This is a genomic window from Escherichia sp. WS3063 (genome assembly GCF_046486595.1).
In the GTDB taxonomy this organism is placed as follows: Bacteria; Pseudomonadota; Gammaproteobacteria; order Enterobacterales; family Enterobacteriaceae; genus Escherichia; species Escherichia coli.
On record NZ_JBJQKY010000020.1, the window covers coordinates 56,210 to 70,188 of the forward strand.

Below are 13,979 nucleotides of genomic sequence, written 5' to 3' on the forward strand. Positions count from 1 at the left end.
GTCAGAACAGGACTGAAAAAATGAATAAGTTACCGGAAAATTCAGACCAGACGAAAAACGTCAAAAAATCACCATCCATAACCCGCATAGCCACCCGGGGGATTATTAACATTTTTGTTCCTCTGATGGAGACTCGCCTGATAACGAATTCTGTACAGCATATGCTGGAACAACAAAAACGCAGGCTGGACAGATTTCGTCAGGTAAATAATAAAAAGGCGCAACTCCACCTCACGTGGGAAGAAGCTCTGCAGGCCAGCCATATGTCAGTAGACGATCTGGATCGTCGTTTCCGCCGGCGCAGAACAGTATGGCGATTCTGTTGCTGGAGTCTGCTGGCCATCGCTTTGTTTCTCAGTGGTATGCTCTTTGCCGCCTCTTCATTACCTCTTACGACTCTGGTACGCGCCATCAGCACTCTTGTGTTGATACTGTCAGGCGTCGCTCTTTGTGCTTCCAGAGCACTGATTGTTACATACCGCCTCTGGCAGTTGCATGAACGAAAAGTCAGCGAACCCGAGCAGGGGACTTTCCGTGATTTTCTGAACGACCGCAATGGCTGGCGCAATGCCACATTAATTGCCGTAACCAGTAAACAATACTGATCACGTCCAGATGCCAGTACCACTGGCATGTCGCCATCCCCCTTAATTAAATCCTGTGTGGCCTTTGCCCATACGCAATTCTATTCCGGAGTTACTGTGAAAATTTTACTTCGCGCACTCTGTGCAGGCCTTGCTATATCCTCACTGCCGGCAATGGCTTCAGTGACCTATCAGGATATTGTGTCTGCCGCCACCAATCCTGACGATCTGTCCCGCCAGGCGCTGGTCACGATATTCGGTGATGTAGTCACCAATCCACTGTCAACCAGCGCCCCCACTCTGATCGGAAGCATGTTCGGGGCGTTCAACAGTATCATCGCCGTACTTGCCGTTGTCTGGTTTATGTTCATTGGTATCCGTCATGTTGTGCGTTCGGGGCATCAGGGACAGGTATTCAGCACCGGACGCGATATCGTCGGCACACTGAGTGTCGTTGCAGGTTTTCTGATGATCGTTCCAACCGGAAATGGCTGGAGTATCGCTCAGCTCATTATGTTATGGGGCGCATCGATAATGGGGGTTGGGTCCGCCAATGTGATGGTGCAACTTGCCGCTGATAATATCGCAAATGGTTATTCAATGACTGTACAGCCAGTTCAGGCATCCACACGAACAGCAGCGCGTGGCATTTTTGAAATGGAACTGTGTAAGTATGCGGTTAACGCAGGACTAAATGATTTTAATCAGACGGCCAAATCCTCGACTTCACTGATGACAGAATCAGCTAAAACCGCCAGTGGTAATTACACTGTCACGGTATCCAATGGCAGCGGTATCTGTGGTACAGCCAGCCTGTCAGTAGAAGGAAACGGAACAACAGATCAATCGACGATTGGAAAATTCTTTAATCCCTTCAGTAAAAACGAATACAGCGGTGTTATCTCAGCACAACGTGCAGCCATGGATAATATGATTAGCGACATGGACAACGCTGCCAGTGAGTTTGTGACAACATTTCTGGAAAAAAGAAATTCTGGCAACGGAACATTGCCGGATATCGAGACACGGATTCAGAGAGCAGCCGACGAGTATGAGCGTGCTGTACAAAAATCGCTACCTATTGATAACGGAGAACAATCCAGGAAAGAAGCTCTCAAGTCTTATCTCACAACCTATGGATGGGTAACGCTTGGCGCGTGGTATCAGACCTTTGCCACTGCTAACCAGCGTCTGGCAGAGCTGGCTGACAGAGCTCCAGCTGTAACTTCAATGTCATCACTTGGGGAAGTTGGCGATACTGATTTATTTAGTGCTGTTATGGGGGCATACAAGACTCAATTGCAGAATTCAACTTATACCCCACCTTTAGGTACTATAACTTCAGCAGACGAACAACTACTTTCAAAAACAAGCACGCCACAAGATGCTTTAATCAAGCCCACAGAGAAGTTTGGGCAATGGCTTACGAACAATATTGCCACCGAGTGGACTGATTCGGGTACAAGTAGCAATCAAGTTAATCCACTGATAAAAATGAAAAATATTGGTGATAAAACTATGGTCGCTGCAGAGGGTATTTGGATTACTTATACATCTGCTAGAGTTATTACTTCAGGAACTGGGAGTTCTATATTTGGTAAATTCATAGATTTGACGACAAGTGCTATTTCAACACTAAATGCCTTACTTGAGGCCTTAGCGCCCCCCGTATACTTTCTGTTACTACTGCTGTTTTGTGCAGGATTCTCTTTATCTATTTATTTACCATTTATTCCGTTTATTTTCTGGATGACTGGGATTGGTAACTGGGTCATTAGTGTATTAATCGGATGTACAGCTGGACCTCTGTGGGGGGCAACTCATCTAGGCACATCACAGGACAGAGGGAGTCGTGCTGCCTACGGTTATATATATTTAATAGACAGCATGATAAGACCACCTATCATGGTTTTCGGATTCTTTTTTGCCTCTGTAGCCATTATAGCAATAGGTACTATATTAAACTTTTTATTCGGTGCTGCACTGACCAATGTACAAATAAGTTCATTTACAGGTATATTTAGCCTCGCAGGTTTCTTACTTCTTTATGCTAGAAGTTGCACAACCATTGTAGCCGCAGCATTTGCCTTACAAGCATACCTCCCAGACCATGTAATTAATTTCCTAGGAGGACGTGATGGTGTAAACACGCTTGGCAATATGGCTGGTTCAATAAAAGAGATTTTTGCTGGCAGCAATAGAAACATAAGACACGCACCTAATATAAGAGAGGAGCAAATTAAAAGGATGAATAACGACAACAATAAGGATGGAATAAAGGGATAATAACTTAATATATGACTTGCCATATACACTTGGAGAGATTAAAATATCAAAAAGTGTTTATGGAGGTCATATATAATGATTGGAGCATATGCAAACCGTGGCGGCACCCATTCTAAAAAAGAAACATGCGTGATCGCATTCGCACTTTTCTACATTATTTTCGCCGTCCCATTACTAATCATTTGGAATACACCTACCAGTTGGGGACTAGCAGTAATCCCAACTGGATTCCTGCTATACTCCGGATATAAAAATGGAAGAAAGAAAAGAGCAATCGTAAATAATATCCTAGAACAGATAAAGACTGAATATCATGATGTATTCGATCCAGATCCATCTTACGAACACAAATCAATATCATCATTATATTTCGGAATTGATATCAAAAAAGGTACTGCGTTATATATTCGGCTTTACCCCAATAAAACATTAGATGTCATTGGCATTGATATTGATAATTTTACACGGACAGTAGTAAGAGAAAACTGTATGGAAATACACACAAAGTATGTCAATATGCCAATGTTAGAATTGCCTATTGGTGTTAACTCTGCTCGTTCTATTGCAAACACATTGCACGCAATGGCAAGTCGAGGATATGATTACCCTGTCGACTTTCCTCGCCTGATTCAGGAAAAGCGTAAGGAGTGGGAGCAGATTGCAGGTATGCCTGTAGCTGAAGTATTTTAAGATAAGCAGCCTCCATAACTGCCGGTTCAGATGAGCCGGCTTTTGTTTGCAACAACACATAGCTTATGCCGTATTAAATAAACCCAAGGACCTATTTATGGCAAAAACAAAACAGGAATGGTTATATCAGTTACGTCGCTGTTCCAGCTTAAAGACACTTGAGAAAATTATTGCTAAAAACCAGGGCACTTTGACCTCAGATAAAATAGAAACATTCAACTCTGCAGTTGATCATCGCCTTGCGGAACTGACAATGAACAAATTGTACGACAAAGTACCGGCTTCTGTCTGGAAGTACGTAAAATAACGCCAACAAAAAGAGCAGGGAATCCCACACCTGCTCTCATTCCTGAATAAACACATCCAATATATTCCAATGCGAAGAAATAATCTCCGTAGAAACACCCATGAGAAAAATATCATATGGGAGAAAATCGCAATTATCACAGCCAGTGCATTCATTATTTTCGCTGTGCTCTGGCATTAATTATTTTCAACATAAAAAGGAAAAAATAATGAATCTGGTAGACGCCTTTGTCAAAAAAGTAATATCCGGGCCATATAAAGAATATGGAAAATGGTGGATAGATGTTGAATACATTTCATGGGGCGTTCCCGGGAAAACAAGACTGATGTTTGAGTCAAAGGAGCAGGCACTGGAAGTTAAAGAAGGGTACAAATTTTTAACGTGAGATCTCTTTTTGTTAAAGGGCAGGAAGCGGTAACTCCCTGCCCTTAGTTACGTTTCCAGGCTTATCAGTCGATAAGTTCCCGGATCAGTTCCAGAACAGCAATCAGCGCGTTTGCAACGGCAACTACTGCCCTGAGAACGATGATTAACAGATTAATCATCCGCTTCTCCATCACTGGAGAAAGAACCCCGTTGTTCGCTCTTACACTGCCTGTCACAACGGTTTCTATAGTGTCAGTTATAGACAGTTCTTCTCCGACCAGAGCACCAAAACCAGCACCACCTGATGTTTTGGCCAGGACTTGTAACCTGTTCTTCCCGCTGAACAATATGCCGGACAGAACATGCCTCAGAACTGACATGCCGAGTATACACTTATCCAGTACTTGCAGAAATATAATTCCAGACGTACTATCTACAGGTCAGTTATAGACAGTTCTTTTCCGACCAGAGCCACCCACTCTGTAACGGAACAGTAAAAAAACCGACCTCACCAGTCGGTTTTTTTACATCTGTTGTTTCTCAAAATCCGCCCGACATGCCCGTCACACCGGGGAAACTCATGTTTTGAATCAGAACCAACCATCTCAACTTTGCCGTCTCCTGAAAAAACTGGCACATTCAGTTCGATAACTACCCATAAATACAGAGAGAAAATCCGATGTCAGAAAAGTGGAGTAAAGAATTCGACTCTTGCTTTCAGGTGGGGAGCATAGAAGAAATTGCCGATGCTCTCGAGAAACGCAGCGGAAGCGAGGAAAAGGCGTTAGCCATGCTGGCAATGACAGCCTTCACACTCATGACCCGACGTGGTATCTGCGAAATGCAGAACGTGGCCCCCGATGGCAAAGGCATTCGGCTGGAGCTAATCGGCTTCAGGGAAAATGAAACAATACCGGATACGCTTCAGTGAAGAAGAAAGGGCGCAATGAGGTCAGCCTTCGCAACAAAGCGGCGGCAGAAAACCTGCCGCCGTGTTGCCCGTTAACGTTTAACTTCGTAGGCTAACGTTGCCACAAGCACTGTGTTTCCCTGCTGGAGCCGGAGTCCGCAAAGCGAATCCCTCACCATCCAGACAAAACACAGAATCGTCACACAGATGACGATTAACATCATTAAAAACGTTCGCTGTGGCATCATAGCCCCTCCATTGCCTTACGGCGGTTATCGGGCTACTATAATGTTGTCTAGGCATTACAGTAGAGCCCTTGGTTGATTGATAAAAAAATCTCCAGGGGCTTTCTGCTGTATACCGTCCACAAAACGCTTTTGGCATACAGCCTCAAGCGCCCGCAGCTATTCTAACGACTTTCGTATCTGCAACAATCCTTTTATCGCACGGCTAATTCCTCTGGTTAGCTCTTATCGCCTGCAAATAAATTTTTAACCTTTCCGTTTGATTTAAATTCCAGAAATGGAGACTTTGTCATGTCTTACAATCGACAGCCTGTCGCAGAAGATCCTATGCAGATATGGGGCGCTGTTGGTGTCCTTCTTATCCTGCTGCTATTCGTCATATGGTTATTCTTGCCGGAAGTGGTTTACGTCAGCTGCCTGATTCTTCATACCTTATGGGGACTGGTCGACTGGGGGCCATTTCATAACTATGCAGCACCACGATACAACCTGCTTGCCATGACCGGTAACAACGCCGCCAACATAAGCTATAGCCAGTGGGTTAACGTCATGGAGCAGACCATAGGTATTCTGTGGATGTACCTCTTACCTGTGACACTCTGGTGTTTGTGGGAATGGTATCAACATCCGGGACAAAGCCGTTTCACCCGCAGACCAGTAGATATTACCCGACTGCCACACATCTTTGCTTCGTTGTCCCCTGCTATCGCCCCTGTACTGGCAGATGGTGATCCGGAAAAACTCTTTCATGGTGGCAAACGACCTGAACGGCGGGTTGCTCTCACCCCGGAAGCATTTGTCGAGCAGCATACTCTCATCACCAATATGCAGCTCGATGTTGCAGCTGCAAGACGATGTTTCATGGCCCAGTTGGGTAAACCTTTAACGTCCTGGAAAGACATGGCACCACATGAAAAAGCGCTCTTTGCCATATTTGGTCTTCAGTATTTCCTGGATGATCGTAAGGCAGCATTAAAGCTCATGGATACACTGAACCTCTCATGCAGAATTAAAAGCAAACGGGACAGTGGGAAATTCTGTACCCCTGTTTATTCACTGGCCAAATCAGCTTTCCAGAGAGTGATTAAAAGCAACGAAGCACAGCAATGGCTGAAACAACATCGCTACGTCCGCAGTGGGCTGGTCTGGCTGTATGCACATGACCTGCGGCTTACGCCACCCAACTGGATTTGGCTGAAAGGCGTGGACAGGACGCTGTTTTATGCATTACACCGCGCCAATACCACGAAAGGATTTATTGAAGGCGCTGGCGTGGTGGCCGTTGCACGTGCAGAGGCCGAAGCCATGCGTTTTGGCCTTCCCTGCCCTGAACCCTGTGTTGATGAAGCGGTGGAAGGCTTACGGCGGGATATGCTCAGTCTCGGTCTTATCTGGGATGAACCACAACCAGATCGCGACCGGAAACGCCGCATCCTGACCAACTGGTCCCTCACCGACGACATCCTGCCCCGTACACCTGCTACAGACAACGAATTCTGATTATCCGGAGAACTGAAAATGACAATCGAGTACTTTGCAACACGCATTGCAAAACATATTTCCGTGCAGGCAATCTGGCCGAATGGCAGGACAGAAATTATTGCCGTCCTTCCACGGGATGCCCTGTCAGGGCTGGTAACACGAAATAATCAACTGATTCATATAGCCTTTGACGCCATGGGCACCCGTAACAGAGAAACCGTCCTGATTGATAAACAGGAGCATAACGCTGACCAGATACTTACAGCTATTGATTCCTGCCTGCGTCTTGAATACCTGATGGAACGCCGCTTCAGCAGAACACCTTTGTTCCGTGGCATAATCGCCAGCGTTGTGCTGTTCGTAATGGCAACGATTGGCTTCTCTCTGTTCCGCTATGTTGATCGTGTATTCTGGGATGATACAACGCCTGAAGCAGTACAGACAGCAGGTGAGCCACGACTGCTTCCCCCTCACCTGAATCACACTGTACCATTAAATGAAGGCATTCAACTCCCGGTTCCCCCGAAAAAAGACGTCCAGGTACCGGAGAAAACAATCACAAGCAAAAATCCGGAAGCCGCAGCTGCGCGACATAATCTGGCTACTGTTCTGAAGCGGAACGCCGATCGGGGCATGTTTACCATCAACCTGTCATCCGGTCATGAACGAACCCTGTACGCATTTCTCGATCCTGCCTGTCCTAACTGCAGACTTCTGGAGCCGGCCTTAAAACGCCTGGCCAGCGACTTCAATGTCGTTATCTACCCGGTTTCAGTTATTGGTGGAGAGGAATCCACCGACCGTGTGGCACCACTGCTGTGTGAAAAAGATGCTCAGAAACGTGCTGCCGGCTGGCACCGACTGTATTCCGCAGATAACGGAATGATGACGCCATCAGAAGAAACAACGCCTGCAGATGAAACATGCCTGAAAGCGGCCAGAGCTGCAATTGATGTAAACAATGTCGCCTTCCGTAAGTTCGGATTTGCCGGTACCCCATGGGTGCTGTCCGACACCGGCTGGCATCTGCCTACAGGAATTCTGCAGGAAACTGGCACGCTTAATTTATTCCTGAAAACCACCGACAGCGAGTCTGGCCATGAGTGAACATCGCGTTAACCCCGAGCTTTTACACCGTACAGCCTGGGGAAATCCTGTCTGGAATGCACTCCAGAGTCTCAATATCTATGGCTTTTGCCTGGTGGCAAGTCTTGTGGCCAGTTTTATCTGGCCACTTGCATTACCGGCATGTCTGTTGTTCACACTGATAACAATGCTGGTATTTAGTCTGCAGCGATGGCGCTGCCCTCTTCGTATGCCCATGACGCTGGAATGTGCTGACCCGTCACAGGACAGAATGATTAAAAGAAGTCTTTTCAGCTTCTGGCCAACCCTGTTCCAGTATGAGGTCATTCTGGAGTCACCGGCCAGCGGCATATTCTATGTTGGTTATCAACGCGTCAGGGATATAGGTCGGGAGTTGTGGCTGAGTATGGACGATCTGACCCGCCATATAATGTTTTTCGCCACCACCGGTGGTGGTAAAACGGAAACCATCTTTGCCTGGGCGATTAACCCGCTTTGCTGGGCAAGAGGATTCACCCTTGTTGATGGCAAGGCACAGAATGATACGGCAAGAACAATCTGGTATCTGGCCAGACGCTTTGGCCGTGAAGACGATGTGGAAGTCATCAACTTCATGAACGGAGGAAAATCCCGCAGTGAAATCATTCTGAGTGGTGAAAAAACGCGTCCTCAGTCAAATACCTGGAATCCCTTCTGTTACAGCACTGAGGCATTCACAGCGGAGACAATGCAGTCAATGCTGCCCCAGAACGTCCAGGGGGGCGAGTGGCAGTCCCGGGCCATAGCCATGAACAAGGCACTGGTATTTGGTACTAAATTCTGGTGTGTGCGCGAAGGCAAAACAATGTCACTGCAGATGCTCCGAGAACATATGACTCTCGAAGGGATGGCCAAACTTTACTGTCGTGGCCTCGATGATCAGTGGCCGGAAGAAGCTATCGCACCATTACGTAACTACCTTCAGGACGTTCCCGGTTTCGACCTGTCGCTGGTCAGGACACCATCAGCCTGGACGGAAGAACCCAGAAAACAACATGCTTATCTCTCCGGGCAGTTTTCTGAAACTTTCAGCACATTCACGGAAGCATTCGGGGATATTTTTGCTGAAGATTCCGGTGATATCGATATCCGTGACAGCATTCACAGCGACAGGATTCTGATGGTAATGATCCCCGCTCTGGATACATCAGCGCATACAACGTCTGCTCTGGGACGAATGTTTATCACCCAGAAAAGTATGATTCTCGCCCGTGATTTGGGCTACCGCCTCGAAGGAACTGATTCCGATGCACTGGAAGTCAAAAAATATAAGGGGCGTTTCCCTTATCTGTGTTTCCTTGATGAAGTGGGGGCATACTATACGGACCGTATTGCTGTGGAAGCCACTCAGGTGCGTTCACTGGATTTTGCTCTGATTTTGATGGCACAGGACCAGGAACGTATAGAAGGACAGACAACAGCCACGAATACTGCAACACTGATGCAGAACACGGGGACAAAATTTGCCGGCAGGATTGTCAGCGAGGGTAGTACGGCCAGAACGCTGAAAAGCGCCGCCGGAGAAGAAGCCAGAGCGAGAATGAACAACCTGCAGCGTCAGGACGGCATATTTGGTGAATCATGGATTGACAGCCCACAAATCAGCATCCTGATGGAAAGCAAGATAAATGTTCAGGAGTTGATTGAACTTCATCCTGGCGAGTTCTTTTCTATTTTCCGGGGAGAAACCGTACCATCAGCATCATTCTTCATCCCTGACGATGAGAAAAGCTGCAGCAGCGATCCCATTGTTATAAACAGGTATATCAGCGTGGATGCGCCACGCCTGGACCGTCTCCGCCGTCTGGTTCCCCGTACTGCTCAACGTCGAATCCCGTCACCGGAAAATGTCAGTGCCATCATTGGCGTCCTGACTGCAAAACCCTCCAGAAAAAGACGAAAAATTCGCACAGAGCCACACACGATCGTGGATACATTCCAGCAACGCATTGCAGGACGTCAGGCGGCTATGGCAATGCTGGAAGAGTACGACACGGATATCAACGCACGTGAAAGTGCCTTATGGGAAACAGCGGTGAATACGCTTAAAACGACCACCCGGGAAGAGCGACGAATTCGCTATATCACACTGAACAGACCAGAACTACCTGAAACAAATGAGGAAAATCAGATATCAGTGAGAGCAGAAAGAGCCGGTATAAACCTGTTAACGCTTCCACAGGACAATAACCACCCGACAGGGCGTCCTGTAAACGGGTTTCATCATAAAAAAAACAACCGTCCGGACTGGGACGGAATGTACTGAACTGTGACCATACTTTGGTCTTCCCGCAAAAAACCTATTTAAAAATGCTGGTACTAGATACCAGCATTCAGATTACAGATTAACCACATCATTGTAGGTACATATGGAACGTCTAATTTTTATATTCTTTAACCCTAGATCATCTAATTTTGACCGAAGCTGTTCATCAGATTGTTCAAATAAAGGCCCCAACACAATCTCTCTAATTGCCGTAATATTGTTACAGGTAAATTTCACCTTAGTATAATACGCAATTCCGTAATCAGTACTACGTTTTTCAAGTTTGTATGGTGGGAATGTACGTTCATCTACTTCAATAAGTCCTCGGACCTCATTTTCACATTCAAAACTCTCTCTCTTATATAATGAACATAGTCTGATAAGATGTGCATGAAGTATGCCACGTGCATATTTAATATTTAAACTTGAGCGATTAATATAATCATGCAATGCGTTTCTTACATATTCTCGAAACAGTTCTTCTGAATAGATAACAGGATGAAAGACAACTCTACCACTAATAGGTTGAAAATGTTCTTCAAACCGAGCCAAAATATGATTTTGGGTTATAATATTCTTATCATAACCAATAGCAACGCCTTTGCCATTATCACCATACTCGCTCCACATGTTGGAACGATCTCCATCAGAACAGAAACAACAAATTAATATCTTAAAATTTTCGTCTATCTTATTAGGTGATACTTCTTCTAATAGTCTAATGCAATCTGGAAATTCCTCATTTATTATTCTCTTGACTATTTCATAGCCAGCCGAGTATTCTTCCGGATCATTCATATTCCGAAGATCGGTAAACCATAATTCTTGGTTTTCAATCATTTTAAAAAAAGTTTCAACACTTGCATAACGAAAAGCAAGATTAGTGCTCATAAAACATGATTCCGTCAATAGAGTTACTTAACATTGCCTAACATATTTATTTTTACCACCACACCCATATTTAATATTGGTGATTTTTTCATTCTATAACGAAACTAATAAAGCTTCATCTGTCATCTCATCGGAGAAGGCGGTTCCCAGAGTTTATCCTGCTCCGGCGGAGGCAGTGACGCATCATCATTGCTGTTCGCCGCGATATAATCGCGGTAGTAGCGTTCACTTCCTTCACGGTGATGATCCACGTCCGGTCGCGTAATCCTGTAGTCTTCGTGACCGGTACGGCCTGTCACATTATACCAGGCAACCATTTCAGCAAAGACCTGGTTAAATTGTTTGTCGTTTCCTTCTGGTTCAAAACCCATGCGTGGATCACGCCCGAATAATACCGGTGCAATCAAATCCAGTTTATCTGCCAGCGCATTGCGGTCATGGTGATTACGGAAAACAATCCTGTCACCATAATCCGTACAGACAAACTCTCCCGTCCGACGGTCACGGAAACGAACACTCCCGTTCTTCTGCAAACGGGCCTCGAGATCACCAGTATTACCGTATACCGGCGTTCCGCCCGGTTCACAAAGCACGACACAGCGGTCTGTTGTCGTTGTGCGTGACTTATCTTTACGGCGATCGCGATAATCCCAGCCTCTCAGCTGCGATACAGCAGCCCTGTCTCCCTGAGCAGCCTGAATTTCAACCCACTGACGGTAAGAGGGTGGATACCACTTCCCGTCAGCAATAAGTTTCTGCCGCTCATCCCTGATGTCTTCTTTCAGCCTGATCAATGCCTGCATTCGCTGAACTTCTGCAATGTGATAATGCAGCTTACGTAATGCCGGATCATCGTACTGCGCACGAATGTGTGACTTCCGCAGACGGCATGCCTGATGAATTTCCCGACAACGTTCCCCATAACGCAGATCTGGTTTACGCCATTGTTCACGCCATGCCAGATAGCGGGCACGCAGGTCAGCACGGGCCTCAGCTCTGGCTTCACGTCGCTGCCGGCGCAGCATTGGGTCACGTTTACTGCTGACCCCGTACCTGTCACTGACAGCCAGCTCCGGGTTATAGCGACTTTCAGGTTGCACCCTGTCAAACAAATCTGCTGGGGCACTCACAAAAGGTCCGGCCTGTGGCTCTGCACGCCCCAGTGTCAGATCAGGATGAATGCTGCTGGCCTTCACCGGCGTTTGCTCATGATTAAAGGCATCAACGACAACAAGCCCGTGATGTTGTTTCTGTAGCATCAGTCCCTGTTGTGCAAACAACTCATGACAACGCTGCCAGGTAAACTCACCCTGTGTGATCATTTCTTCAATCTGAGGGCTACAATGGCTGATGCTGTATCCCCACAGACTTTCTTTGTCAGAAAACAGTTCGCGTTTGATAGCCCCCTGCGGCCCCGTACCTGTACGCATACGGTGCCATTCTTTATCGGTCGCAGGACAGCTCTCCATACGACGACCACGGAAGCGTTCTGTTGGCGTAACCTGGCGGAAAATATCTGTTGGTACAGGCTGCCAGCCACCATTGAGTTGATTCACATTGTCGAGCGTCAGCAGTGACCATACGCTGTCAGCACGAACGGGAGTCTGGTTATGATCATAACCATCACAGATAACCAGGTGACCATGCTGAACACGCATCCATAATCCCGCTTCAGCCAGTGTGCAGTGAATAGCCTGGCAGTTTTCCAGCCGTCCTTCCCGTGCCATTTCCGGCAGACGTTCTCCAAGATGACGACAGGCATACTGCTGCAGACTTTCTGTTTCAGCGATTTTTTCCGGGCGAACATCAGCTGCAATGAAGTCCGGGTTATAGCGTCCGGGTGCGTCCACCTGGCTGAAAATATCTTTTGGTACTGGCGTGTAGTCACCCATTTTTTTCATGAGTTTTTCTGCACACCAGGAGGGACCAAACGAGTCAAGCTGTACACCTTCCCTGTTGCGATCCCAGCCATCCATCACCAGAAATTTTCCGTCCATCTGAGACAGGTACAGACCATCTTCCGCAAGACGACGATGCAGGGATAACCAGTCATGTACAGGTTCACTGCGTAAACCAGCGACCGCTGTCTGCGCAACATACTCGCGAAAAGTTTGTTTTTTTCCGCGTGTCCAAGCGTTCTGGCGATCACGTTCAACGGCAGTTTTGCGAACGATACGATTTCCCGGCGCATGGACCCAGCAACCGTTATCCGGAGCAAAACCATGCTTCAGTTCAAGCTCACGGCAGGCACGGCTGAGTTTTTCCTGACTCCATGAAAGGCAATTGAGATAACCTGTAACCGGATGTACCCGGTTGACCGCAACGTGAACATGCAGGTTATCAGTATCGGTATGTACGGCAGAAACATACTGATGTTCACCCAGCCCGAGGGATTTCAGGGTATGGCGTACACTGTCATAAATCTGTTCCGGACGCGGGCTTTCATGGGCCTGCCAGGAAAGAATGTAGTGAAAAACAGGATCAGTATTATCTTTCGCATAGTGTGCCTGCTGTGCAATGTACTCCATATCTGCAGCAGCAGTTTCAAGCGATGTACAGTTGTGAAAACAGGTCACACCGTAAAAGTCAACCCATTCGCAGCCGTCCTTCATGACATCAACCAGCGCCACGAATGACTCATTTCGAAGGCGTGTCGCATAATCAACAAGACGACTGAAACGGCTCCGGTGCGGTTGTTCAGCCTGCGAAGAAGAAGATAAATTCAGTTCCTCATCGGTCATGTCATCCCGGACCGAGACGTAGGACACCAGGTCTTCGAACGAAGACTTGCCGTCCCTTCTCTTTTTCGGAATGACTGCATTCACCG

The 13,979-nt window shown here is 46.9% G+C and carries 13 protein-coding genes; 9 read left to right on the forward strand and 4 right to left on the reverse strand.

All coding sequences use genetic code 11. The features are described from left to right. Positions 1 to 20: 20 nt before the first annotated feature. The 5 genes from traX to ACJHYW_RS18065 all read left to right on the forward strand — a co-directional run bounded on the left by traX (position 21) and on the right by ACJHYW_RS18065 (position 4,252). Positions 21 to 605, forward strand: coding sequence for an IncI1-type conjugal transfer protein TraX (traX, locus tag ACJHYW_RS18045; RefSeq protein WP_001037987.1), 585 nt, complete (start codon positions 21 to 23; stop codon positions 603 to 605). A gap of 96 nt (positions 606 to 701) precedes the next feature. Continuing rightward, a complete protein-coding gene (gene traY, locus ACJHYW_RS18050; protein WP_063267537.1) occupies positions 702 to 2,870 on the forward strand; it encodes an IncI1-type conjugal transfer membrane protein TraY in 2,169 nt (722 codons plus the stop codon). A 75-nt stretch (positions 2,871 to 2,945) separates the two neighbouring features. Next, positions 2,946 to 3,560, forward strand: coding sequence for a plasmid IncI1-type surface exclusion protein ExcA (gene excA, locus ACJHYW_RS18055; RefSeq protein WP_000578649.1), 615 nt, complete (start codon positions 2,946 to 2,948; stop codon positions 3,558 to 3,560). Between the two features lie 97 nt (positions 3,561 to 3,657). Then, complete coding sequence (gene hha, locus ACJHYW_RS18060) at positions 3,658 to 3,867, forward strand: hemolysin expression modulator Hha (protein WP_001140545.1); 210 nt, start codon at positions 3,658 to 3,660, stop codon at positions 3,865 to 3,867. Positions 3,868 to 4,075: 208 nt separating this feature from the next. Beyond that, the gene (locus ACJHYW_RS18065; protein ID WP_001054904.1) at positions 4,076 to 4,252 is read left to right on the forward strand and encodes a hypothetical protein; all 177 of its coding nucleotides are present in this window, start codon (positions 4,076 to 4,078) and stop codon (positions 4,250 to 4,252) included. Positions 4,253 to 4,316: 64 nt separating this feature from the next. Here the strand turns inward: ACJHYW_RS18065 and dqlB are convergent, their stop codons facing one another. Beyond that, complete coding sequence (gene dqlB, locus ACJHYW_RS18070) at positions 4,317 to 4,412, reverse strand: DinQ-like type I toxin DqlB (RefSeq protein WP_000609148.1); 96 nt, start codon at positions 4,410 to 4,412, stop codon at positions 4,317 to 4,319. A gap of 500 nt (positions 4,413 to 4,912) precedes the next feature. On the opposite strand from dqlB, the gene ACJHYW_RS18075 reads away from it, so the two are divergent. Further along, positions 4,913 to 5,164: a hypothetical protein gene (locus ACJHYW_RS18075; RefSeq protein ID WP_113388377.1), complete on the forward strand. Its 252-nt coding sequence runs from the start codon at positions 4,913 to 4,915 to the stop codon at positions 5,162 to 5,164. Between the two features lie 71 nt (positions 5,165 to 5,235). Here ACJHYW_RS18075 and ACJHYW_RS18080 read toward each other — a convergent pair whose 3' ends face one another. Further along, positions 5,236 to 5,388, reverse strand: coding sequence for a Hok/Gef family protein (locus ACJHYW_RS18080; RefSeq protein ID WP_001331364.1), 153 nt, complete (start codon positions 5,386 to 5,388; stop codon positions 5,236 to 5,238). A 291-nt stretch (positions 5,389 to 5,679) separates the two neighbouring features. On the opposite strand from ACJHYW_RS18080, the gene trbA reads away from it, so the two are divergent. The 3 genes from trbA to trbC are packed head-to-tail and all read left to right on the forward strand — an operon-like array spanning position 5,680 to position 10,261. Beyond that, the gene (gene trbA / locus ACJHYW_RS18085; protein WP_001535704.1) at positions 5,680 to 6,888 is read left to right on the forward strand and encodes an IncI1-type conjugal transfer protein TrbA; all 1,209 of its coding nucleotides are present in this window, start codon (positions 5,680 to 5,682) and stop codon (positions 6,886 to 6,888) included. 18 nt (positions 6,889 to 6,906) lie between these two features. Beyond that, the gene (gene trbB / locus ACJHYW_RS18090) at positions 6,907 to 7,977 is read left to right on the forward strand and encodes an IncI1-type conjugal transfer protein TrbB (RefSeq protein WP_001535705.1); all 1,071 of its coding nucleotides are present in this window, start codon (positions 6,907 to 6,909) and stop codon (positions 7,975 to 7,977) included. Further along, positions 7,970 to 10,261 (forward strand): F-type conjugative transfer protein TrbC, encoded by a 2,292-nt coding sequence (gene trbC / locus ACJHYW_RS18095; RefSeq protein WP_001289272.1) that lies wholly within the window; start codon positions 7,970 to 7,972, stop codon positions 10,259 to 10,261. Before trbB ends, trbC begins: the two co-directional genes overlap by 8 nt. Positions 10,262 to 10,333: 72 nt before the next feature. Here trbC and ACJHYW_RS18100 read toward each other — a convergent pair whose 3' ends face one another. Beyond that, on the reverse strand, positions 10,334 to 11,152 hold the full coding sequence (locus tag ACJHYW_RS18100; protein WP_000106196.1) for a DUF2971 domain-containing protein: 819 nt from the start codon (positions 11,150 to 11,152) through the stop codon (positions 10,334 to 10,336). A 122-nt stretch (positions 11,153 to 11,274) separates the two neighbouring features. Then, the gene (nikB, locus tag ACJHYW_RS18105; protein ID WP_001493820.1) at positions 11,275 to 13,977 is read right to left on the reverse strand and encodes an IncI1-type relaxase NikB; all 2,703 of its coding nucleotides are present in this window, start codon (positions 13,975 to 13,977) and stop codon (positions 11,275 to 11,277) included. Positions 13,978 to 13,979 lie beyond the last annotated feature (2 nt).